We start from the raw sequence: 21,048 nt of genomic DNA on the forward strand, positions 1-21,048 counted from the left end.
TCGAAGATATCTCAGATAAGCACAGATGCTTAGTTGACAGCCCCGGAAAGCCGTCCTTAGCATTTAGCTATAGCCACCGGCTCTCCGTTTATCGGAGCGGCAATGACCGCCGCAGCGGCCGGCTTGGTGGAAGGGGAATGCCATGACGCTTCATATCACCGACTGGTTGATGACCAGCGATGTCACCCCGGAATCTGCCCAGCGTCTGCCCTCACTTCCCGGGCAGTGGCTGCTGAGCTGGCTGCCCGGCGAGCTTCTGACCCAGGAGCAGGCGCTGAGCGGCATGATCGTCGACGAGATCCTGTCCGATCCGGCTTTCGTGGACGACCTCGGGGCCGTCGAGATGGCCACCCTGCACGCCGCCGAACTCGGCATCACCCTGGACGAGGCGGTGATCCGGCTGTGTGCCCGGGTCCTCGAGCGCACCGCCCTGCGATCCGGCGAAATCGGACCGGACGATATCGAGCCCGGGGATATCGGGCCGGGCGACAGGGGGGCGAGCACCACCGAATACGGCCCGGTCCGAGGCCACCCACACCTACCGCACGCCCACCGCACCCCGGTCTCGCCGCACCGGCCGCGGCATACCGATCACGATCTGTCGGCGGCGCCGTCGTAGCAGAGCCGCAGGTCGTGGGCGCTCCGCTCGCCGTCGACCGCGACGCGCGCACTGGCGGGCGGATAGCCGCGACCCACCACCGTGTAGTCCCCGGCGGGAAGATCGTCGATCCGGTAGCGACCGTCGCCGTCCGTCAACGCGGCGGCCACCACCGTGCCGCCCGAGTCCAGCACCGCGACGTGGGCATGGGCGACCGGGCCGCGCTCGGAGCGCACCCGGCCCGACAGCACCGCCGTCGGCGCGAGTTCGATGTCATAACGCAGCATGCCGGTCGCGGGCACGGTCAACGTCGTGGCATCGGGCCTGCGATGTCCGGCGACCGCGACCAGGGTGTAGGTGCCGGCGACGATGCCGTGACAGGCGTAGGCGCCGTCGGGTCCGGTCACCGCCGCACCGACGACCTCCCCCCGCCGATCGGTCAGCGTGACGGTCACGTCCGCGAGGGGCCGGCCCGGCCCCTCGGTGACGATGCCGGACAGCTCCCCGGCGCCCAGCAGGGTGAGGTCGGCCGTCTGCGGCTCGGCACCGATCGCGACGTTCACCGCGGCGGGCTGATGCCCCTCGGCGGAAACGATCAGCACATGGTTCCCCTGGTCCGGCGCGCTCAGGCGGTAGGCGCCCGCGCCGTCGGTCGCGGCTCGGGAAACCTGATGTCCCCGTTGGTCGATCAGGGTCAGCGCCGCGCCGGATACCGGTTGCCCGTCTTCGCGGTGAATGCGTCCGGACAGGGGCGCGTCGCCGGCGCTCTCCGGGAACGCGGCGTGCGCCCCCGTTCCGGCGGGTGCCGGTTCCGGCCGGGCGGCTCCCTCGTCGTCCTCCCACAACGGCTCTCGCTCCCAGGCCTCCGGCTCCGACCCGGCCGTCTCGGCGTCGTCGTCGGGCGCCGTGTCGAGGTCGAGCACGGTCGGCTCGTCCGGTGCCGACTCCGCGCGCTGCGGCTGCGCCGGTGGCGTCGGACTGTCCTGCAGCGGAATCTCTTTCATGAACAGCAACACCACACAGGCCAGCAACGCCACCCCGGCAGCGGCGTAGAAGACGCCGTGCAGGGATTCGGTGAAGCCGATGAGAATCGGATCGCGCACCTGCGCCGGCAGCGCCGCGATGCCGCTGGTGTTGGCCTGCAACTGGTCGAGTTTCCCGGCGTCGAATCCGGGTGGCAGCACACCACCGAAGGCGTCGATGATCTTGTGCGGCAACAGATTGAACAGAATCGTCAGGAAGACCGCGACACCCAGCGTGCCCCCCATCTGCCGGAAGAATGTCGCCGACGCCGTGGACACACCCATATCCGACCGCGGACCGGCATTCTGCGCCGCGATGATCAACGTCTGCATACAGCCACCGAGTCCGAAGCCGATGACCGCGCTGTACACCAGCGGTTGCCAGAGCGGGCTGTCGTAATGCACCTGCGCGTACAGCGCCGCCCCGCACGCGATGACGAAAGTACCCAGCACGGGCAGGATCTTGTACCGGCCGGTGAGCTTGGTGATCTGCCCGGCGATCAGCGAGCCGATCATGATGCCCAGCACCAGCGGCAGCATCAGCAATCCCGCCTTGGTGGGCGAATAACCACGCACCACTTGCAGATACAGCGGCACCATACTGATCGCGCCGAACATCGCGATACCGACGATGAAACCGCCCAGAATGGTGATGGAGAACGTCGAATTCCGGAACAGCCGCAACGGAATCAGCGCGGCGTCCTTCATCAGGAATTCCACGAGGAGGAACAACACCAGGCCGGCGGCGCCGATCCCGTAGCAGAGCAGCGCCCGCGGCGATTCCCAGCCCCAGCCGCGGCCCTGTTCGGCGACGATCAGCAACGGCACCACACAGATCGCCAGCGCGATCGCGCCGAACCAGTCCACGCGATGCCGCTGCCGCTCGTGCGGCACGTTGAGCACCTTCGCGACCACGGCCAGCGCGAGCACGCCGATCGGCACATTCACCAGGAACACCCAGCGCCAGCCGTCGATCCCCCACAACGTGTCGTAATCGGAGAAGAAGCCGCCGAGCACCGGGCCGGCGACCGTCGCGGTGCCGAACACCATCATGAAGTAGCCCTGATACCGCACGCGTTCGCGAGCGGGCACGATATCGCCGATGATGGTGAACGCCAAGGACATCAGGCCACCGGCGCCCAAACCCTGGAACGCCCGGAACGCCGCCAACTCGTACATCGACGTCGCGAACGTACACGCCGCCGACCCCACCACGAAAATACCGATCGCCAGCAAATAAAACGGCTTACGCCCATAAATATCGGCCAACTTGCCGTACAACGGCGTCGAAATCGTCGCCGTGATCAAATACGCCGTCGTCGCCCACGCCTGCTGATCGAAACCATGCAAACTATTCGCGATCCGGACAATCGCCACACTCACAATATTCTGATCCAGCGCCGCCAAGAACATCCCCAGCAACAAACCGGACAAAATAGTCAGAACCTGCCGATGCGAGAGTGTGCCCGGCGCGGCGCCCGGGGCCGGCTGCGCCGCCGGCTCCCGGGTGGTCGAAGTGGTCATATTTCCAAGCCCTGTTTCGGTTCGGCCGTCGATGGCGGGGTTGATTCGATACCGCAGTTGAGCCGGTCGAGCAATGCGATCAGCGTGGACCTGTCCGCGTCTGGCCAATCGGCCATCACCTCGGCGATCCAAAGGTTGCGCAAGCGCCGATTCTCGGCGAACACCCGGACACCCTCGTCGGTCGCGGCCAGTACGCATGCCCGGCCGTCGATCGGATCGGCGCGACGCTCGACCAGGCCGTGTGCCACGAGAGATCTGGTCTGCCGGCTGATGGTGGAGATCTCGGCGTGCAATTGCTCGGCCAGCTTGCCCGTCCGCTGCGGTCCGTCGTGAACCAGACAGAAGAGCATGGCGTAGGCGAGCTTCTCCAGTCCGTCCGGGCCGGTCTTGGACAGCTGCGTCTTGGCGCGATTCACCGCGCGTACGAACCGGATCAGTTGGGCGCCTAGTCGATCGGCGTCGTCGAGCGCTGTGGCAGTGACGGTGCGGTCAAGGCCGGCAGCGGTCATCGGGTGTCCCCTTTTCCCAGATCTGCAGACTTGCTTAGCGCGTACAAGTAGTTGCCGACGCCAACTATACAGACGGCGTACGGCGGTGGTTCATTTCGTTCAGAACAGGGTCATCGGCTCGATCGGCGCCGGATCCACGAGGGCCGGCAGTTCCGCGCCGGCGGACCGCACGTCATCGTAGAACCGCCGGGCCAGCAGTAGCGAATCCGCATTGTCGGGAGTGTGGACGAATACCGTCGGCGACCGCCCTTCCCGCAACCACTCGACGACGAGGTCGCGCCACGGCCGCCAGCCGGCGACGGTCGCCTCGACATCGTCGTTGCCGTGATACCGCACGATCGGATAGTCGGTCAGTGCGCGCAAGCGGCGCGGCAGGCGCGGCTTCTTCGCGCTCGCCTCGTACTCGGCCGGGCTGCGCGACGGTGCGGCGAACAGGGTGGTGGTGTCGAACGGAATCCATTCGGCACCAACCCGTTCCAGCACGTACTCCAGCCGGTCGGCCGCCTCGGGATCGGCGAAGAACGCGCGGTGGCGCACCTCGACCGCGCAGCGGTACCGGCGCGGCAGGCGCTGCAGCAGTCCGGCGAGCACGCCGAGATCGTCCGGCCCGAACGAGGCCGGCAATTGCGCCCAGAGCGCGTGGATGCGCGGCCCCAGCGGTTCCACCGCGCGCAGGAATTCCGCCAATTCCGTTTCCGCACCGCGCATCCGGCGTTCGTGGGTGATGGTCCTCGGCAGCTTGAGCACGAATCGGAAATCCTCGGGCGTCTGCTCGACCCACGACCGCACGGTGGCCGGACTCGGCGTCGCGTAGAAGGTGGTGTTGCCCTCCACCGCGGTGCAGTACCGGGCATAACCGCCCAGTCGCCGCCGCGAATCCGGCTGATACGCGCGCCACGCCTCGTGGGTCCACTGCGCGCATCCGACCGAGAGTGTCATGGTGTCGACGGTAACCGCCCGCGGTGACAGGGAACGCGGGGCAGCTCAGTCCTGCCGCGTGCCACCGCGGAAGAACAGGATCTGGTCGCCGTAATCGGCCAGGGCACGCGCCTGCCCCGCCTGCCGGATTCCACTGGCGGGCAGGTTGGTCAGCTTGGCGAACATGCCGGAGTTGCCGAACGCCGCCCGGACCTGGGTTTCGGAGGCGTAGTCGGCGCCGTAGTCGGCGAGCATCGCGAAGTCCAACGGCGCCAGCGGAGTATCCAGCGGCTCCTGTCCGGCCGGGCGGCCCAGAGCGGCGAACTGTCGCGCGGCACCGTCGGCGTACCAGCACAATTCGTAGGTCAGATTCTCGATGGTGTTGACCGCGAGCACCGGCCACTGCCGCGAAAGCCGCAGCGCCAGAGGGTTTTTCCCGGTGGGCGCGAGTTCCCAGAACAGGCTCAGCACATGCACCCAGCTGCCCGCGCGCTGCAGCAGCACCACATCGTCATCGAGGTTCGGAGCGGCGTTGAGGACGGGATCGGGCATATGCCAATGGGTTTCGCCGACCCCGGCGAAGGCGCTGCTGTCCACCGGATGCGCGCCGTCGGCGGCATAGGCCTCGATCACCGCCGCGCGCACCCGGGCCACCGCGTCGGCGGCGGCGCAGCGCACGCTCAACGCACCGTAGGAGGTGGCGATCTCCATGGGCTTGGACGGCGGGTCCGCCAGCGCACCGGCGGCGAGGGGTTTGAGCCCGACCAGGCCGAGCTTCCAGTTGATCTCCTCGATCGTGGTCAGATCGCCGGCGGTTTGGTAGAGGATCTGCTGCTGGGTGAGATATCCGGCGCGTTCGAGCGTCGGGCATTCCAATTTCACCAGGGCGCCATGGGTTTTGCTGGTGAATTCGAGTTCGTCGATCGAGGTCTCACGCAACCGCGTGGTCATCTCCGGCGTGGTCCACGCGGAATACCGTTCGCGATACATCGCCAGCGCCTGTTTGCGCGCGCGGCCGATCATCAGGGTGCGCAGCAGCATGTTCAGGCTGGCCAGATAGCGGCCCGCCTGATCGGGATTGGCGGCGAACAGGCCCGCGCGAATACGCACCGCCTCTGCACTGGCCGCCACCGCCGACTCGGGATCCAGCCGGCACAGCCACACCCCGCATTTGGACAGACCGTCGGCGCACACCCCGGCCGCCATCGGATAGTTCTGCGCCACTTGGTGATACGCGTCGCAGGCCTGGCGGATGGTCGCGGTGGCCAGTTCACGATGGCCGATGGTGCGGGCGGCCTGTTCGAACAATCGCAACGCCTCGGTGACCTGCCCGGCGAATTGCGCGGTCACATGACCGGCGGTCAGCCAGTGCAGCCGGATCAGCACCGCCTCCTGGGCGGGTTCCAGCGCTGCGGGCGCGCGGTCGCGGTCGGCGCCTTCGGTCTTGGTGTCCAGGCAGGCCTTGGCCAGCTCGCACAGCGACGTCGCCAGGCGCAGTTCGGCCTCGGCCGATCGTTCCTGAGCGGCGGCCCGTCTGTGGTCGGCCACCTGCTGTTCGATCGCGCTCAGCGCACTCGCCATCCCAACTCCCGCATCACCTTCCACATACGGTCGTCGACCGGCCGCATCGTGCCGTGCCGAGTCTGCCACATCCGGGGACCGCGCAGCAGCCGACGACGCCCGCGTGCCGCGCCGCCGCCGGGCCGCAGACCGCCCGCAGACCGGGCCCACTCTCGGAAAAGAAGCGAATCGGTGTTAACTTATAGCAGAACCTCGAGTAACTTTGATCGATCGGAGTGGCTATGACCACGGCAGTCGTCGTCGATGTCGTCCGGACCCCGTCCGGTAAGGGAAAAACCGGTGGCGGCCTGTCCCAGGTCCACCCGGCCACCCTGCTGGCCGGAGTGCTGTCCGACCTGGTCGCACGCAACGACCTGGATCCGGCGCTGGTCGACGATGTGATCGCCGGCTGCGTGACGCAGAGCGGGGAACAGGCGTTCAACATCGCCCGTACGGCGGTGCTCGCGGCCGGATTTCCGGAGGCCGTCCCCGCTACCACCGTCGACCGCCAGTGCGGCTCCAGTCAGCAGGCCGCGCACTTCGCCGCTCAGGGCGTGATCGCCGGCGCCTACGACATCGCCATCGCCTGCGGTGTGGAGTCGATGTCGCGGGTGCCGATGTTCTCCAACGGCCAGGGCGCCGACGCCAATCGCGGTCCGATCGCCCATCGCTACCCCGAAGGGCTTGTGCAGCAGGGTATTTCGGCAGAGGTGATCGCCGCGCGGTGGAAGTTCGACCGCGCCGCACTGGACGAATTCGCGGCCCGGTCGCACCGGCTGGCCGCCGAGACCGCCGCTTCGGGCGGGTTCGATCGCGAGATCGTCGCGGCCGGAACCCTGCAGGCCGACGAGACCATTCGCCCGTCCACCACGGTCGAGGGCCTGGCCGGTCTGCGTCCCGCCTTCGCCGACGACCAGTACCTGGCCCGCTTCCCCGAGATCGACTGGTCCATCACGCCGGGCAACTCCTCCCCGCTCACCGACGGCGCCTCCGCGGCCCTGATCATGAGTGAGGAAAAGGCCGCCGCACTCGGCCTGCGCCCGCGCGCCCGCTTCCATTCCTTCGCCGTCACCGGCGACGACCCGCTGCTGATGCTGACCGCGGTCGTCCCCGCGACCCGGAAAGTGCTGGCGCGCGGCGGCCTGTCGATCGACGACATCGACGCCTACGAGGTGAACGAGGCCTTCGCGCCGGTCCCGCTGGTGTGGGCGCACGAACTGAACGCCGACCCGGCCAAGCTGAACCCCCGCGGCGGCGCCATCGCACTGGGGCATCCGCTCGGCGCCTCGGGCGTCCGCATCCTCGCGACGCTGGTCAACCACCTCGAACAGTCGGGTGGCCGCTACGGCCTGATGACCATGTGCGAGGCCGGTGGTCTCGCCAACGCCACCGTCATCGAACGACTCTGAGGATCGATCGGATCACGTGTGCCGGTCGGCGTCCCCGACGCCGACCGACGCACGCTACCCGCGGCGCCGGCAACTGTCGGGCACGATATGCCCGGCGGTTACCAGCGCGTCGAACGCCGCCTGCTTGATACCGCAGCCGTCGGTCGAACAATCGGTGTGCAACTGCATCACCTGATGCGCACGCTCCACTGTCAATGGCCGGGTGGGCGCCGAATGTGCCATCACCACAATGAGATAATCGGTAGACAACTCCATGACATTGCCCCATATCCGGTTCTACATGTTGATGTAGCTACACGGTAACTCCGCAACGGGGTGTCGCCGACGGACAAGTACCGGACAATCCGGTGCCCAGAGGACATCTCAACGGGCACACGAGGATTGCCTCACCTAATCAGCCTCCCCCGCTCCGCCACGGCTAGTCGTCGGAGACGTCCGGGAATGCCTGCTGGCGGTGGCCGCCGCGCAGGGTTCCCGTCAGATATGCGGCCTTACAGGCACGTCGGGCGATCTTCCCGCTCGACGTGCGCGGAATCGATCCGGCCGGCACCAGGAGCAGTTCGCGCACGATGACCCCGTGGCGCGCCGAAATCGCCGCCCGCACCACCTCCGCCACCGGCCCTGTATCGAGTTTCGCTGTGCCACTTCCCCGTTCGGCCACGATTACCAGATGTTCGCCTCCGTCCCCGGAGGCGGCGAGTTCGGCGGGCAGCTCGTCACCGCGAACCGAGAACGCCGCCACGAAACCCGGCCGCAGTGCGGCCGACGACTCCTGTGCCGACATCTCCAGATCCTGCGGATAGTGGTTGCGCCCGTCGACGATCACCAGATCCTTGACCCGGCCGGTGATGTACAACTCGCCGTCGTGATACACGCCGTAGTCCCCGGTGCGCATCCAATATGCCTGTGGCGCAGCGCCTTCGGCACGGCTGGCGGCGGGCTGCCGGGCGCTGAGCCGATTGTGGAAGGTCGCCTCGGTCTCCTCGGCACGGCCCCAGTAGCCGATGCCCATGTTCTCCCCGTGCAACCAGATCTCGCCCACCCGGCCGTCCGGCAGTTCGGCGCCGTTGTCGTCGACGATCACCGCCCACTGTGAACGCGCCACATATCCGCAGGACACCTGTGCCACGGCGTCTTCCGCGTCCGGGGCGACCTCGACGAGGTCTCCGGCATTGAGGCGGGTGCGGTCGGCGTAGACGACCCGCGCGGCGTCCTCACGCCGGGTGGCCGACACGAACAGGGTGGCCTCGGCCATCCCGTAACACGGCTTGATCGCCGTCTTCGGCAATCCGTAGGGCATGAAGGCATCGTTGAATTTCGCCATCGACGACACCGACACCGGCTCACTGCCGTTGATCAGACCGATCACATTCGACAGATCGAGGTGCTCACCCGCCTTCGGGCGTCCGCGCGTCGCGGCGTGCTCGAACGCGAAATTCGGTGCGGCGGCATAGGTTGCGGCGCCGTCGGAGGCGGCGGCCAACTCCTTGATCCAGCGATAGGGCCGCCGGACGAACGCACTCGGCGACATGATGGTGATGAACTTGCCGCCGATCGCCGGCAGAATCACACACAGCAGGCCCATGTCGTGGAACAGCGGCAACCAGGTGACGCCGCGGGCGGTTTCGTCGATGCCGAGCGCGTCGATCATCTGCAGCAGATTCGTGCCGACCGAGCGATGCGTGATCTCCACGCCGGCGGGCGTGCGGGTGGAACCGGAGGTGTACTGCAGATACGCGACGCTGTCGATATTGATATCCGGTTCGGTCCAGCCCGCGCCGACGCTGTCGGGAATCGCGTCGACGGCGATGATGCGCGGACGCTGACCCGTCGGCATGCCGCGGAAGAATTCGCGCACCCCGGCCGCCGCGGAACTCGCGGTCAGAATCGCGGTCGGCCGGCAGTCGCCGAGGACGGCGTGCAGCCGGTCGGTGTGGCCGGGTTCGTCCGGATCGAACAGCGGTACAGCGATATTGCCCGCGTACACCGCCGCGAACATCGCCACCACGTAGTCCAGGCCCTGCGGCGCCAGAATGGCCACTCGATCCCGCGGCCGGGTCACCTGCTGCAACCGGGCCGCCACCGCCCGCAACCGCGCACCGAACTGACGCCAGGTTAGCTCGTGGTACTCACCGTCGCGCTCGCGCGAATAGTCGATGTAGCGGTAGGCCAGCTCGTCCCCGTTCGCCGCACTGTGCTTGTCGACGAATTCGATCAGGGTCGCATCGCCCAGGATCTTGATGTTGCCGTGTTCGTCCAGATAGTCATCGAAGGTCTCGCCGATCATTCCCTCATCCTTTTCACGCACGAACGTCACGCACGAACAGTCACGCAGGAACGAAAGCCCGGAGCCCGCACTCGGCGGAGCTCCGGCGGGCAACTCAATACCGGCCGAAGGTCAACGACACGTTGTGGCCGCCGAATCCGAAGGAATTGTTGACCGCGTAGTCGATCCGCCCCGCCCGGGCCTGGCCCTTGACGATGTCCAGATCGACATCCGGATCCTGGTTGTCCAGGTTGAGGGTGGGCGGGACGACGCAGTCGCGAATGGACAGCACCGTGAGCACCGATTCCAGTGCCCCGACGGCGCCGATGGAATGTCCCAGCGCCGATTTCGGCGCGTAGACCGAGGCGTGATTGCCGACCGCCGCGGCGATGGCACGGGCCTCCGCGGTGTCGCCGATCGGGTTGGCGGTGGCATGCGCGTTCACATGTCCCACATCGGTTTTCGACAATCCGGCGGTCTGCAGCGCGCGGGTGATGGCCCGCGCCGCGCCCGTGCCGTCCGGATCCGGCGCCACCAGGTGGAAACCGTCGGAGGTGAGGCCGGCGCCGAGCAGCCGGGCATGCACGGTGGCGCCGCGAGCCCGGGCGTGTTCCTCGGATTCGAGCACCATCATCGCGCCGGCCTCACCGAAGACGAATCCGTCACGATCGGTGTCGAAGGGACGCGAGGCGCGTTTCGGATCGTCGTTGCGCGTACTCATCGCCCGCATCATGGTGAACGCGGCGATCGGCACGGCCTGGATCGACCCCTCCACACCGCCGGTCACGACCACGTCGGCGTCGCCCATCACGATCATCTTCCACGCGTTGGCGATGGCCTCCGACCCCGAGGAACACGCCGAAACGGGGGTCGCGATACCGGCTTTGGCGCCCAATTCCAGCCCGACCACCGCGGCCGCGCCGTTGGGCATGATCATCTGGACCGCGAGCGGGCTGACCCGGCGATATCCGCCGTTGGCCATCTTGTCCTTGACGTCGATGAGCGCCTCCACACCACCGAGCCCGGTGCCGATGGAGACGCCGAGCCGCACCGGATCGACCTCGGGCGCACCGGCGTTGCGCCACACCTCACGCCCCAGCACCAATGCCATCTGCTCGACGTAGGACAGCCTGCGGGTCTCCTCACGGCTCAGAACGGTGGACGGAACGACCTTGAGGTGACCGCCGATGCGGACCGGAAGTTCGAACTGGTCGATGAAACCGTCGTCGAGTACGTCGATTCCGCTCTCACCGTTCAACAGTCCCTTCCACGTGGAGTCGACATCACCGGCGATGGACGTGGTCGCGGCCAGGCTGGTGACGACGACGTCGCGGTAGCGCATACGGCTGGAAACCGTCATTCTCGGCTCACTTTCGACAGGCAACACTGCGGAACAGGGGCAACACTGCGGCGAATACAAGCTGGAGCGACAACGGTGGCGGTGGAGCGGCTACATTAGCGAGACGAAACACGACCGGCACAGCCCTGAGTGCCACCCGGCAACCCGGTCGTGACTGCACTGTACCGGTTTCCTCCCGCAGCGTCGCACGGCGATCCACAACGAGGAAGGGCAACACCGTGGTCAGGAATCTCACCCAACTCGAGTTGCTACTGGAACTCGAGCCCGTGGCGGAGAGCAACGTGCATCGGCATCTGTCGATGGCGAAGACGTGGCATCCGCACGACTACGTCCCGTGGGATGCGGGACGCAATTTCGCGGCCCTCGGCGGAACCGATTGGGACCCCGCCCAGTCACGGCTGAGCGAGGTCGCCCGCGCCGCGATGGTCACGAATCTTCTCACCGAGGACAATCTGCCGTCCTACCATCGCGAGATCGCCGAGAACTTCTCCACCGACGGCGCCTGGGGAACCTGGGTGGGACGCTGGACGGCCGAGGAGAACCGGCACGGCATCGTGATTCGCGACTATCTGGTCGTGACCCGCGCGGTCGACCCCGTGGCCCTGGAACGGGCCCGGATGGTCCACATGACCAACGGTTACGACGCGATGAAACTCGTGCGCGAAAGCGACAAGGCCAGCGTGGTGGAGCGGGCCGACACCGGATTCCTGCACTCGGTCGCCTATGTGACCTTCCAGGAACTGGCCACCCGCGTCTCACATCGCAACACCGGGAAGGTCTGTGACGATCCGGTCGCCGACCGCATGCTGGCGCGCATCTCCGCGGACGAGAACCTGCACATGATCTTCTACCGCAATATGTGCGCGGCGGCTTTGGATCTGGCGCCCGACCAGGCGCTGGAGGCGATTTCCGATATCGTGTGCAATTTCCAGATGCCGGGCGCCGGAATGCCGGATTGGCGGCGCAACGGCGTGCTGATGGCAAAACACGGAATCTACGATCTGCGCCAGCATCTGGAGGAAGTGGTGATGCCGGTGTTGCGCAAGTGGAATGTGTTCGATCGCAACGACTTCACCGCGCGCGGCGACCGGGCCCGCAATACCCTCGGGGAATTCCTGGAGAAACTGCGAAACGATTGTGCGCGTTTCGAAGAACAGCGGGACCGGGCGCTGGCCCGGGCGGCCCGCAAACGGGAGCTGGTGGGCTCCCGGTCGTGAGCGGCGGCAGCGCCGCGGTGTAAGCGACTGCATCCCCGAGCATTTCGATTGGGTTTCGAAAGCGACAGAGCGGCAGAACACATTGCCAGAAAATAGCCGCGGGTGCACACTGGGAGTTATGACCGCTTCACCCCGCGCTGCTCACTCCACGGACCGCGAAACCGTGGCGCTGATCGACGCATCCCATCCCGTCGTGCACGTCGAATTCCGGATCGGCGATCCGCACCGGCAAGCCAAGATGCGCGCGGTCATGGACCGGCTGCGCGTGGGAAACCGGTTCCGGAACCGTTGATTTCGCCTGCCGCCCCGACCGCCCGCTAGACCGCGATACCGACCAGGTGGCCGACCACATAGGTCGTCGCCATCGCCAGCGCACCGCCCGCCAGCACGCGAATCGTCGCGCGCCCCACCGGCGCCTGCCCCAGACGGGCGCCGATGGCGCCGGTCGCGGCCAGTGCCACCAGAACCGCCGTCGCGGTGACCGGAACCCGGATCGCCGCCGGTACCAGCATGGCCAGCAGCGGCAGCAGCGCCCCGATGGTGAACGCCGAGGCCGACGAAAGCGCGGCATGCCGCGGGTTGGTCAGTTCGCTCGGATCGATGCCCAATTCGGCCTCGGCATGGGCGGCGAACGCGTCCTTGGCCGTCAACTCCTCGGCGACCTTCCACGCGGTGGCCGGCGTCAGGCCCTTGCCCTCGTAGATGGCGGCCAGCTCGGCGAGTTCACCCGCCGGGTCCTCGGCGAGTTCCCGCCGTTCCACGTCCAGCACCGCGCGCTCACTGTCGCGCTGTGTGCTCACCGACACATACTCGCCCAATGCCATCGACACCGCGCCCGCCGCGAGTCCCGCGACGCCCGCGGTGACGATCGCCGACGTCGACGTAGTGGCGGCCGCCACACCCACGACAATCCCTGCGACGGAGACGATTCCGTCGTTGGCACCCAGCACCCCGGCCCGCAGCCAATTCAGTCGTACCGACAAACCCGGTCCGTGAGTTTCCGGCCGGACCACACTCTCCATTACCGCCGTATCCGCTTGCACCAGACAAAAATAACCCGGCCGCCTTTTCCTCGCCAGCAAAGAAAGGCTGCCCGAATTTAGGTAAACCATTGCACAGGAAGGTATCCCATACCTTATTTCGAAAAGCCGGAACACTCCGCCGATTATCGTGCCGGATATCGAATTGCGTTCGTCGCCAAGACTTTCGGCGATGTCGCCCGGCAGGACCCGCACGGGTTGCGGCGCTGTCCGATTCGCGTCGATCGCCCGGGGACCGGGGGCGGTCCCGGCCGGGTGGTGTGCGCCACCCAGCCATGAGAGGGCCGGATTGCGGGGTGATTGCGACTCTCGGCGCTTACACTTTGCGAGACCAACTGGAAAGGGACTGGCGCAGAATGGACGCGGTCGTCACGGAAGTTGCGGTCGAAGGTAAGCGGCTCATCGACGAGGTGTGGCTGGGGCGGATCAGTCGCGAGCAGGCGGTACATCGGTTCGTGCAGGTGGGCGACGGTTTGGTCGAGTTCGACACGGCCGCCGACATCGTCGACGACGGACTGGCCTGGCTCGATTCCCACGCCTCCCGGCTACGACTACTGGCCTGGTGCTCCTGGCTGGAACTACCGGTCTTCGGCGGCCTGGCCGTGCTCGGCGTGCTGACCGAGGACTACCTGTCCACCGGATTCTCGCTGATCCTGCTGGCCGCCCTGCAATTGGTGCACCGGCACATCGGTCCGCCCCGGCCGCCGATCCGGCGGCGGCAGCGCAGCATCTGAGCGCGCGGATTTCCAGCGCCGATACGCCTCCGGCAGACACCGCGCGCACGGCCGGTATCCGGCGGCGACGGCGGTGGCCTCGTCGGCGAAGAACACCCGGTATGCGGCGTAGTTGCCGCGGCGCAGGGCGCGCAGTGCCGCCGGGCAGTCCAGCCGCCCGTAGATGCGCTGACGCCGATGCCCGCCGACCGTGCCCGCGGTCGGGCTGCGGTACGGCACGGCGTCGGAGCCGAGCAGCACGTAATACCGCGCCGGAGCACGGTCCCCGTCATCCATCGACACCCCTGTCGACGCCGCCCTCACGCATCGTGGAAAACGAGGCCGAGGGTATGGCGGTGCCCGCTGCGCACCACGCTCACGCCGTGGCGCATGGGCGCGGCCGACCAGCCGCGGGCGGACCGTACCGGGCGCTCGCGGGTGGTGAAGACCAGCCCGTGCCCCTGCGGCAGAGTGACTGCCGCGCCGCGGGATTGGGCGCGCGGGCGCTGTTCGACCATCAGGAATTCGCCGCCGGTGTAGTCCGAGTCGGCGGCATCCAGTCCGACCACCACCTGCAGTGGAAAGATCATGTCGCCGAAGAGGTCTCGATGCAGCGCGTTCCAATCGCCCGAGCCGTAGCGCAGCAGAATCTGCGCCGAGCGGTTCTGCCCGGCCCGGTGGCACTGGGCGATCCAGTCGTCCAACTCGTCCGGCCACGAACCGGGACGGCCCAGTCGTTGCGCCCACATCCGCGCGATGGGCAGCAGTTTCGGATACAGCGCGGCGCGCAACTCGGAGACCACCGGAGGCAGATCGTGGGTGAAGTAGCGATATTCGCCGGACCCGAAACGGTGGCGCGACATCTCGATGGTGGAGCGGAAGCGGTGGTCCTCGCCGTACAGGGCCGCGAGCGAGCGGCATTCGTCCGCGCTCAGCAGGCTGCCACTGAGCGCGTACCCGTGCTCGTCGAGGTCCTCCGCCATCCGCGTCCAGTCCTGCGCATCCACCCGAGCGCCGAACGACGTCGCGGTGAGCCCCGGTCCGGTCGGTGCCGGACCGTTTTCACGCGGCATGTTCGAGCTCCAGCAGTTGCCGCTTGCGCTCGAGTCCGCCCGCGTAGCCGGTCAGGCGGCCGTTCGCGCCGATCACCCGGTGGCACGGTCGCACGATCAGAACCGGGTTGGCACCGATCGCGGCCCCGACCGCCCGCACCGCAGCCCGCGGCGCACCGACCCGGGCTGCGATGTCACCGTAGGTCACCGTGCGGCCGTACGGGATGTCGTCGAGCGCCTGCCACACCCGACGCCGGAATTCGCTGCCCTCGACCGCATAGTCGAGTTCGAAGCGGGTGCGCTGCCCGGCGAAGTAGCTGTCTAGCTGGCACACGACCGATTCGAACGGTGCGCGATCCTCGGCCCAATCAGGTTGCGCTACAGCACCTTTCCCGCCCGCGATGGACAGGGCGGTGAGGGCGACACCACCCGGGCGCACCTCGCCGACGAGCATGAGCTCACCGAGCGGACTCGCCGTCGTCGTGTAGACCGTCATTGCTGATCCTTTCGGTATTCGATCCGTACGCTCCCCAATCTGCCGGAGCCCCGGATCGAATACCGGCGGAAATCCGACATCGCGTCCGAACCGCGCGGCGGGTGCGCGCATTGCGGGAATGAAATGATTCGCGCAGGCGTCGGACCGGATATGCGACTCCCCGATTCCGCGCGCGAATTCGTCGGCGCCGGCGCCAACGCGACCCTGGTCACCCTGAACGCCGACGGCAGCCCGCAGATTTCCGTCGTCTGGGTGGCGTTGCAGTCCACTCCCGAGGGCGACGAGCTGGTCAGCGCACATCTCGGCGAATATCTGAAGGTGCGCAACGTGCGCCGCGATCCGCGAGTGGCGCTGACCATCGTCTCGGATCAGCCCAGCGAGTTCATGCGGCCGTATCTGTCGGTCACCGGCACCGCGCGCATCGTCGAGGGCGGGGCGCCCGAACTGCTGCAGGAACTGGCCGCCGTGCTCGCCGCACCGGGTCTGAACTTCCCTCCTGCCGACGCACCGCCGGGACTGCTGACCCGCGTACGGATCGACAAGATCGGCGGCGTCGGCCCCTGGGCGAGCTGACCGGCGCTGCACTCAGGCGTTCGACAGCGCCGCCGTGCGCCGGACCGGCTGCAGCGTCTTGTCCAGATTCGTGCGCATGGTCGTGGCCGAATCCAGCAGGTAGTTCTGCCGCACCTTCCACGGATGCCGATCGCCCTGCCGCGGGAAGTCGCCGATGGACCGCTGGATATAGCCGGAGGCGAGGTCGAGCAGCGGATGTTCGGTGAGCTCGCCCTGCGGTTGCGGTACCACCGCGTCGTATCCACGCCGGTCCATATGGGCGATCACCTTGCAGACCAGCCGTGAGGTCAGGTCGGCGCGCAGCGTCCAGGACGCATTCGTGTAGCCGATGCAGACCGCGAAGTTGGGGACGCCGGTGAGCATCGTTCCCTGCCAGACGAACCGGTCGGACAGGTTCACCGGCTCACCGTCGACCTCCAGCGTGATACCGCCGAAGGCCAGCAACTTCAGGCCGGTCGCCGAGATGACGATGTCGGCGGGGAGCACCCGGCCCGATGTCAGCCGGATGCCCTCGGGCCCGAAGGTGTCGATGTGATCGGTGACCACCTCGGCCTTACCCTTGCGCATCGCCTTGAAGAAGTCGGCGTCCGGCACCGCGCACAGCCGCTGATCCCACGGGTTGTACTCCGGGGTGAAGTGTTCGGCGACCAGCTTCTCGTCCTTGAGAATGCGAGTGGTCAGCCCGGTGAGCAGCTTGCGCGCCGCCTGCGGACGACGTCGGCAGTACTGATAGAAACCGACGTTGAACAGGATGTTCTTCGTGCGGATCACACGATGCGCCAAGCCCGCCGGCAGCAGTTCCCGAATCTTGTCGGCCTGCTTGTCCCGACCGGGCACCGCGGAGATCCAGGTCGGTGAACGCTGCAGCATGGTCACCAGTTCGGCCTGCTCGGCCATCGCCGGAACCAGCGTCACGGCGGTGGCGCCGCTGCCGACGACCACGACCTTCTTGCCGGCGTAGTCGAGATCCTCCGGCCAGAACTGCGGATGCACCATGGTGCCGGAAAAGGTCTCCACGCCCGGGAATTCGGGCGCGTGGCCCTCGTCGTAGTCGTAGTAGCCGGCGCACGAGTAGAGGAAGCGGCAGCTCAGCGTGCGCTCCGCATCGCCCTGCCGCAGGGTCAGCGTCCATCGCGACTCGGCGCTGGACCATTGTGCCGCAACGACTTTGGTGCCGTAGCGAATATGCTTGTCGATCCCGTAGCGGCGCGCCGTCTCGGTGATGTAGCGCAGAATCGAGGGACCGTCGGCGATCGATTTGGCATCGCGCCAGGGCTCGAACGGGTAGCCGAGGGTGAACATATCCGAATCCGAGCGGATGCCGGGGTACCGGAACAGGTCCCAGGTGCCGCCCAGCGACTCGCGCGCCTCGAGAATCGCATAGGACTTTCCGGGCAATTCGGTCTGCACGCGGTAACCGGCGCCGATTCCGGACAGACCAGCGCCCACGATGACGACGTCGACATATTCACCAGCTGCGGTCATGGTTCCAGTCTCCTGGTTCCGCCCGCGGCATTCTTGACTTTGCGCGACAAGTATTTGATTCTGGACGACATGTCGGTGATCCGCTCGGCCGGTTTGCGCGGTTTTCGCGCGACCGTGGCCGAACTCGGGGGAAATGCGGAGGAATACGCGGCCGCGGCCGGTTACCCGATCGCCGCCCTGGACGCGGACGATCTGCTGGTGTCGGACGAGGCGATGGCGCTGGTGCTGGAGATCGCCGCCGACCGGCTGCGGTGTCCCGATCTGGGCCTCCGGATCGCCGCCCGGCAGGACCTCGGCATGCTGGGACCACTCGCGCTGGCCATCCGCAGCTCGCCGACCCTGGCCGATGCGCTGGAGTGCACCTCGCGCTACCTGTTCGTGCACGCGCGCTCGCTGAGCCTGACCATCGAACCGGATCCCTACGGCGACCGTGGTGTGACGGCCCTGCGCTACGGCGTCGAACCGGGGTTCCCCCAACCCGTCCAGGGCACCGATCTCGGCCTGGGATTTCTGCATCGCACGCTGATCCGGCTGGTGGACGGCCCGTACGGCCTGCGCTCGGTGGAGCTGCCGTACCGCCCGCCGGGTCCGCGCGCGGCCTACGAGAATTTCTTCGGCGTCCCGGTGCGCTTCGAGCGACCGGCGGCCATGCTGCGGCTGCCGAGCAACCTCACGAGCCGGGCGATCGCGGGCGGCGATGCGAATCTGCGCCGGCTGGCGGTGGCATTCCTGGCCGAACAAGCCGGTGACACCGGCGCCTCCACGGTGCCGGGGGTGCGGGCCGCCGTACAACAGCTGCTGGGCACGACCGCACCGCAGATCGATTCGGTGGCAAGGCTTTTGACGATCCATCCGCGCACCCTGCAGCGGCGCCTGGCGGCCGAGCACACGACTTTCGCCGCCATCGTCGACGATGTGCGCCGCAGTGAGGCCCGACGCTATCTGACCACAACGGATCTGCCGATGAGCCAGATCGCCTCACTGCTCGGCCTCGCGGAACAGGCCACCCTGACCCGCTGCGCGCGCCGCTGGTGGGACAGCACTCCCACCGCGATCCGGCGCACCGCCCGGGCCTGAGCGGCCGACCGGATCAGTGCGTGACGCTGGGGTCCCAGCGGCTGGCGGTGATGGTGAATCCCTGGATCGAGGACAGCGGCATCATCGCCTCGTAGTTGCGCTGATAGCCGGTCTTCGTGATGCGCCAGCGGCCGTCGGATTCACGGCGATAGGTGTCGCGGTAGTACGCGGCGCCGCGAATCATGATCCCGTGCTCGGGAACGATGACCGTATCCTCGAGACACCAACTGCCGGAGGCGGAATCGCCGTCCACCGCGATCTCGGGATGACTGCACACATGCGAGGTGATCATGGTGCCGGTCATCGCGCCGCTGAGATAGCCGACGATGGCGTCGCGGCCCTCGAACTGCAGCGGCTTACCGCCCGACGGCGAGCCGTAATCGGCCACCGCGTCCGCGGCGAGGGTATCGGCGAACTCGTCCCACTCCCGCAGATCCAGCGTCCGCAGATAGCGGTATTTCAACGCACGAATCTCTTCCAACGCAACCAGATCCATCGCGGTCACCTCCTGGTTTCGGCCCCGCCAGCACAATAGAACACGTTTCTGTTTCGGTCCGGGCTTTCCCGATGACCGGGACGGCCCGGACCGATTCGCCACATCAGGCGTGGGTGCCGCCGTCGATGCGCACCTCGGTGCCGGTGATGAAGGCGCCGTCGTCGGAAGCGAGCATGGCCACCACGCCGGCGACCGTGTCGGGCGAGGCGAAACCCTGGCCGAGCATCGGCATGAGCTTGGTGAACAGCGAGAAGTCGGCGTCCTCGGGCAGGCCCGGGCCGCGGCCGTCGGTCATATCGCTCGAGATCGAGCCGGGCGCCACGGCCACCGCGCGCAGGTTCTGCTTGGAGTACTCCGAGGCCAGCGCATGGGTCATCGACATGATGCCGCCCTTCGACGCGGCATAGGCGGCCATATACGGGTGCGCGAAGTAGGTGGACGTGGAGGCGAAGTTCACGATGACGCCGCGGCCGCTGTCCAGCAGCGCAGGCAGCGATTCCCGGATCATCAGGAAGGTGCCGGTGAGGTTGGTGGTGATGATGCGGTTCCAGTCCGCCAGCGGCATCTCGTGGGTGTGCGCCGAGCGGAGAATGCCGGCCGCGTTGACCAGCGCGTCCAGCCCGCCCAGGGTCTCCACGGCCCTGGCGACCCCGGCCTGCACCGAGGACTCGTCGGAGATGTCGATCGTGAAGGTGGTCAGCCGATCGGCGCTGCCCTTCTCGGCGGCCTGCTTCGCGGTTTCGGCCAGCCCCGCCTCGTTGACGTCGGCGGCCACCACGGTGCCGCCCTCGGACAGGATGCGATGCACGGTGGCGCGGCCGATCCCGGATCCGCCGCCGGTGATCAGAACCCGGCGGTCTGCGAAACGCTCCATTGCGAAACTCTCCTCAACTGCGATTTTCTCGTTTTGTTTGACACAGTACGCCTGAGTGGCACGTTGTGCCAGAGTGACAATTCGCGCTTAGACTGTGCGGACAGGAGGTGACTCATGCCCGAGTCGAGAACCGGCCCGTCCGCCCCCGCATCGCCGCGCCCGAACCTGGCCGCGCGGCGCAAGTCGGCGACCCGGATGGAGATCGCCCACACCGCCGCCCGCTTGTTCGCCGAGCGCGGCACCGCGGCGGTCACCGCCGAGCAGATCGCCGCCGCTTCCGGCGTCGGCCTGCGTACCTTCTATCGCTATTGCCGTACCAAAGAGGATGCCGTGGAACCGATGCTGTCGGCGGGCGCGTCTCGCTGGCTGGACATCCTGGGCGACGGACCGGACCGATTGCCTACGATCGCGGAACTGGAGACCGCCGCGATCCGCGCCCTGAACGTGGTGGACCGCGACGAACTCGACATCACCCGCGGCCTGTTGCGCGCGATGGCCGACGATTCGGCCCTGCGCGCGGTCTGGTTCCGGGTCAACCTCACCGGTGAGCACGCCCTGCTGGAGTTGCTGACGAAACTGTCCCCGGACACCGATCCGCTGCGCCTGCGCACCCTGGCCGCCGCGGCCGCCGGCGCGATCCGCATCGGACTCGAGCAATGGGCCGACGACGACGGCCCGGTGGCACAGCCGGGTAGTGTTGCCGAAACATCCTCGGCCGCAGCGCGAACCGATACGCGAGCAGGCGGACCGGCTCCCCTGGTGGTCAGATGTATGCGCGAACTGACCGCCGGCGTCTACGCACAAGCCCCTGCGGACACGACAACGGGCTGAAAACGGCCACGGCGCCGGACCGCGCGAT

Annotated in this window: 21 protein-coding genes and 1 pseudogene; 8 read left to right on the plus strand and 14 right to left on the minus strand. The window is 67.4% G+C overall.

Annotation, left to right across the window (positions count from 1 at the left end; translation table 11 throughout):
• The first annotated feature begins 142 nt into the window (after positions 1-142).
• A complete protein-coding gene (locus A5789_RS23930) occupies positions 143-619 on the plus strand; it encodes a hypothetical protein (protein WP_063012136.1) in 477 nt (158 codons plus the stop codon).
• On the opposite strand, the gene A5789_RS23935 is transcribed toward A5789_RS23930, so the two are convergent.
• The 4 genes from A5789_RS23935 to A5789_RS23950 form a co-directional block, all read right to left on the minus strand.
• On the minus strand, positions 592-3,144 hold the full coding sequence (locus A5789_RS23935) for an MFS transporter (RefSeq protein ID WP_064922692.1): 2,553 nt from the start codon (positions 3,142-3,144) through the stop codon (positions 592-594). The genes A5789_RS23930 and A5789_RS23935 overlap by 28 nt on opposite strands.
• Positions 3,141-3,653 carry a MarR family winged helix-turn-helix transcriptional regulator gene (locus A5789_RS23940; protein ID WP_063012140.1) on the minus strand — a complete coding sequence of 171 codons (513 nt, stop codon included), beginning with the start codon at positions 3,651-3,653 and terminating at the stop codon, positions 3,141-3,143. Before A5789_RS23940 ends, A5789_RS23935 begins: the two co-directional genes overlap by 4 nt.
• 99 nt (positions 3,654-3,752) lie before the next feature.
• The gene (locus A5789_RS23945) at positions 3,753-4,592 is read right to left on the minus strand and encodes a DUF72 domain-containing protein (RefSeq protein WP_064903020.1); all 840 of its coding nucleotides are present in this window, start codon (positions 4,590-4,592) and stop codon (positions 3,753-3,755) included.
• Positions 4,593-4,637: 45 nt separating this feature from the next.
• Complete coding sequence (locus tag A5789_RS23950; RefSeq protein WP_064903022.1) at positions 4,638-6,152, minus strand: hypothetical protein; 1,515 nt, start codon at positions 6,150-6,152, stop codon at positions 4,638-4,640.
• A gap of 221 nt (positions 6,153-6,373) precedes the next feature.
• Between A5789_RS23950 and A5789_RS23955 the strand changes: the two genes are divergently transcribed.
• Complete coding sequence (locus A5789_RS23955; protein ID WP_063012146.1) at positions 6,374-7,540, plus strand: thiolase family protein; 1,167 nt, start codon at positions 6,374-6,376, stop codon at positions 7,538-7,540.
• 54 nt (positions 7,541-7,594) lie between these two features.
• Here the strand turns inward: A5789_RS23955 and A5789_RS23960 are convergent, their stop codons facing one another.
• The 3 genes from A5789_RS23960 to A5789_RS23970 all read right to left on the minus strand — a co-directional run bounded on the left by A5789_RS23960 (position 7,595) and on the right by A5789_RS23970 (position 11,166).
• Positions 7,595-7,795 carry a hypothetical protein gene (locus A5789_RS23960; RefSeq protein ID WP_030516058.1) on the minus strand — a complete coding sequence of 67 codons (201 nt, stop codon included), beginning with the start codon at positions 7,793-7,795 and terminating at the stop codon, positions 7,595-7,597.
• Positions 7,796-7,958: 163 nt separating this feature from the next.
• Entirely contained in the window at positions 7,959-9,824 is a 1,866-nt protein-coding gene (fadD32, locus tag A5789_RS23965; RefSeq protein WP_155525530.1) for a long-chain-fatty-acid--AMP ligase FadD32, read from the minus strand.
• Between the two features lie 97 nt (positions 9,825-9,921).
• Positions 9,922-11,166: a KasA/KasB family beta-ketoacyl-ACP synthase gene (locus A5789_RS23970; protein WP_064903024.1), complete on the minus strand. Its 1,245-nt coding sequence runs from the start codon at positions 11,164-11,166 to the stop codon at positions 9,922-9,924.
• Positions 11,167-11,384: 218 nt separating this feature from the next.
• Here A5789_RS23970 and A5789_RS23975 point away from each other — a divergent pair, with 218 nt between their 5' ends.
• Positions 11,385-12,383: an acyl-ACP desaturase gene (locus A5789_RS23975; protein WP_064903026.1), complete on the plus strand. Its 999-nt coding sequence runs from the start codon at positions 11,385-11,387 to the stop codon at positions 12,381-12,383.
• Positions 12,384-12,501: 118 nt separating this feature from the next.
• Entirely contained in the window at positions 12,502-12,675 is a 174-nt protein-coding gene (locus tag A5789_RS36855) for a hypothetical protein (RefSeq protein WP_156055668.1), read from the plus strand.
• Positions 12,676-12,700: 25 nt separating this feature from the next.
• Here A5789_RS36855 and A5789_RS23980 read toward each other — a convergent pair whose 3' ends face one another.
• Positions 12,701-13,405, minus strand: coding sequence for a VIT family protein (locus A5789_RS23980; RefSeq protein ID WP_063012151.1), 705 nt, complete (start codon positions 13,403-13,405; stop codon positions 12,701-12,703).
• A 374-nt stretch (positions 13,406-13,779) separates the two neighbouring features.
• On the opposite strand from A5789_RS23980, the gene A5789_RS38050 reads away from it, so the two are divergent.
• The gene (locus A5789_RS38050; RefSeq protein WP_030516063.1) at positions 13,780-14,157 is read left to right on the plus strand and encodes a hypothetical protein; all 378 of its coding nucleotides are present in this window, start codon (positions 13,780-13,782) and stop codon (positions 14,155-14,157) included.
• Here the strand turns inward: A5789_RS38050 and A5789_RS38055 are convergent.
• The 3 genes and pseudogenes from A5789_RS38055 to A5789_RS23995 all read right to left on the minus strand — a co-directional run.
• Positions 14,158-14,433, minus strand: a pseudogene (locus A5789_RS38055) (Ada metal-binding domain-containing protein); the annotation flags it as partial.
• A 23-nt stretch (positions 14,434-14,456) separates the two neighbouring features.
• Entirely contained in the window at positions 14,457-15,209 is a 753-nt protein-coding gene (locus A5789_RS23990; protein WP_064903027.1) for a 2OG-Fe(II) oxygenase, read from the minus strand.
• The gene (locus A5789_RS23995) at positions 15,199-15,684 is read right to left on the minus strand and encodes a methylated-DNA--[protein]-cysteine S-methyltransferase (protein WP_064903029.1); all 486 of its coding nucleotides are present in this window, start codon (positions 15,682-15,684) and stop codon (positions 15,199-15,201) included. Before A5789_RS23995 ends, A5789_RS23990 begins: the two co-directional genes overlap by 11 nt.
• Positions 15,685-15,834: 150 nt before the next feature.
• On the opposite strand from A5789_RS23995, the gene A5789_RS24000 reads away from it, so the two are divergent.
• Positions 15,835-16,257 carry a PPOX class F420-dependent oxidoreductase gene (locus A5789_RS24000; RefSeq protein WP_063012297.1) on the plus strand — a complete coding sequence of 141 codons (423 nt, stop codon included), beginning with the start codon at positions 15,835-15,837 and terminating at the stop codon, positions 16,255-16,257.
• Positions 16,258-16,269: 12 nt separating this feature from the next.
• Here the strand turns inward: A5789_RS24000 and A5789_RS24005 are convergent, their stop codons facing one another.
• On the minus strand, positions 16,270-17,742 hold the full coding sequence (locus A5789_RS24005) for an NAD(P)/FAD-dependent oxidoreductase (RefSeq protein WP_064903030.1): 1,473 nt from the start codon (positions 17,740-17,742) through the stop codon (positions 16,270-16,272).
• A 39-nt stretch (positions 17,743-17,781) separates the two neighbouring features.
• On the opposite strand from A5789_RS24005, the gene A5789_RS24010 reads away from it, so the two are divergent.
• On the plus strand, positions 17,782-18,819 hold the full coding sequence (locus A5789_RS24010; protein WP_227462667.1) for an AraC family transcriptional regulator: 1,038 nt from the start codon (positions 17,782-17,784) through the stop codon (positions 18,817-18,819).
• A 13-nt stretch (positions 18,820-18,832) separates the two neighbouring features.
• Here the strand turns inward: A5789_RS24010 and A5789_RS24015 are convergent, their stop codons facing one another.
• On the minus strand, positions 18,833-19,315 hold the full coding sequence (locus A5789_RS24015; RefSeq protein WP_030516069.1) for a nuclear transport factor 2 family protein: 483 nt from the start codon (positions 19,313-19,315) through the stop codon (positions 18,833-18,835).
• Positions 19,316-19,418: 103 nt separating this feature from the next.
• Positions 19,419-20,189, minus strand: coding sequence for an SDR family NAD(P)-dependent oxidoreductase (locus tag A5789_RS24020; protein ID WP_064903032.1), 771 nt, complete (start codon positions 20,187-20,189; stop codon positions 19,419-19,421).
• Between the two features lie 114 nt (positions 20,190-20,303).
• On the opposite strand from A5789_RS24020, the gene A5789_RS24025 reads away from it, so the two are divergent.
• Positions 20,304-21,020: a TetR/AcrR family transcriptional regulator gene (locus A5789_RS24025; RefSeq protein ID WP_064903034.1), complete on the plus strand. Its 717-nt coding sequence runs from the start codon at positions 20,304-20,306 to the stop codon at positions 21,018-21,020.
• The last annotated feature ends 28 nt before the right edge of the window (positions 21,021-21,048 follow it).

Origin of the sequence: Nocardia sp. 852002-51101_SCH5132738, assembly GCF_001665695.1 — a bacterium.
GTDB lineage: Bacteria > Actinomycetota > Actinomycetes > Mycobacteriales > Mycobacteriaceae > Nocardia > Nocardia nova.

What these genes read in the sequence shown, in the direction of transcription:
- A5789_RS23930 (WP_063012136.1), top strand. Translation starts at nt 143, where the DNA reads ATGACGCTTCATATCACCGACTGGTTGATGACCAGCGATGTCACCCCG.
- A5789_RS23935 (WP_064922692.1), bottom strand. Translation starts at nt 3,144, where the DNA reads ATGACCACTTCGACCACCCGGGAGCCGGCGGCGCAGCCGGCCCCGGGC.
- A5789_RS23940 (WP_063012140.1), bottom strand. Translation starts at nt 3,653, where the DNA reads ATGACCGCTGCCGGCCTTGACCGCACCGTCACTGCCACAGCGCTCGAC.
- A5789_RS23945 (WP_064903020.1), bottom strand. Translation starts at nt 4,592, where the DNA reads ATGACACTCTCGGTCGGATGCGCGCAGTGGACCCACGAGGCGTGGCGC.
- A5789_RS23950 (WP_064903022.1), bottom strand. Translation starts at nt 6,152, where the DNA reads ATGGCGAGTGCGCTGAGCGCGATCGAACAGCAGGTGGCCGACCACAGA.
- A5789_RS23955 (WP_063012146.1), top strand. Translation starts at nt 6,374, where the DNA reads ATGACCACGGCAGTCGTCGTCGATGTCGTCCGGACCCCGTCCGGTAAG.
- A5789_RS23960 (WP_030516058.1), bottom strand. Translation starts at nt 7,795, where the DNA reads ATGGAGTTGTCTACCGATTATCTCATTGTGGTGATGGCACATTCGGCG.
- A5789_RS23970 (WP_064903024.1), bottom strand. Translation starts at nt 11,166, where the DNA reads ATGACGGTTTCCAGCCGTATGCGCTACCGCGACGTCGTCGTCACCAGC.
- A5789_RS36855 (WP_156055668.1), top strand. Translation starts at nt 12,502, where the DNA reads ATGACCGCTTCACCCCGCGCTGCTCACTCCACGGACCGCGAAACCGTG.
- A5789_RS23980 (WP_063012151.1), bottom strand. Translation starts at nt 13,405, where the DNA reads ATGGAGAGTGTGGTCCGGCCGGAAACTCACGGACCGGGTTTGTCGGTA.
- A5789_RS38050 (WP_030516063.1), top strand. Translation starts at nt 13,780, where the DNA reads ATGGACGCGGTCGTCACGGAAGTTGCGGTCGAAGGTAAGCGGCTCATC.
- A5789_RS23990 (WP_064903027.1), bottom strand. Translation starts at nt 15,209, where the DNA reads ATGCCGCGTGAAAACGGTCCGGCACCGACCGGACCGGGGCTCACCGCG.
- A5789_RS23995 (WP_064903029.1), bottom strand. Translation starts at nt 15,684, where the DNA reads ATGACGGTCTACACGACGACGGCGAGTCCGCTCGGTGAGCTCATGCTC.
- A5789_RS24000 (WP_063012297.1), top strand. Translation starts at nt 15,835, where the DNA reads ATGCGACTCCCCGATTCCGCGCGCGAATTCGTCGGCGCCGGCGCCAAC.
- A5789_RS24005 (WP_064903030.1), bottom strand. Translation starts at nt 17,742, where the DNA reads ATGACCGCAGCTGGTGAATATGTCGACGTCGTCATCGTGGGCGCTGGT.
- A5789_RS24015 (WP_030516069.1), bottom strand. Translation starts at nt 19,315, where the DNA reads ATGGATCTGGTTGCGTTGGAAGAGATTCGTGCGTTGAAATACCGCTAT.
- A5789_RS24020 (WP_064903032.1), bottom strand. Translation starts at nt 20,189, where the DNA reads ATGGAGCGTTTCGCAGACCGCCGGGTTCTGATCACCGGCGGCGGATCC.
- A5789_RS24025 (WP_064903034.1), top strand. Translation starts at nt 20,304, where the DNA reads ATGCCCGAGTCGAGAACCGGCCCGTCCGCCCCCGCATCGCCGCGCCCG.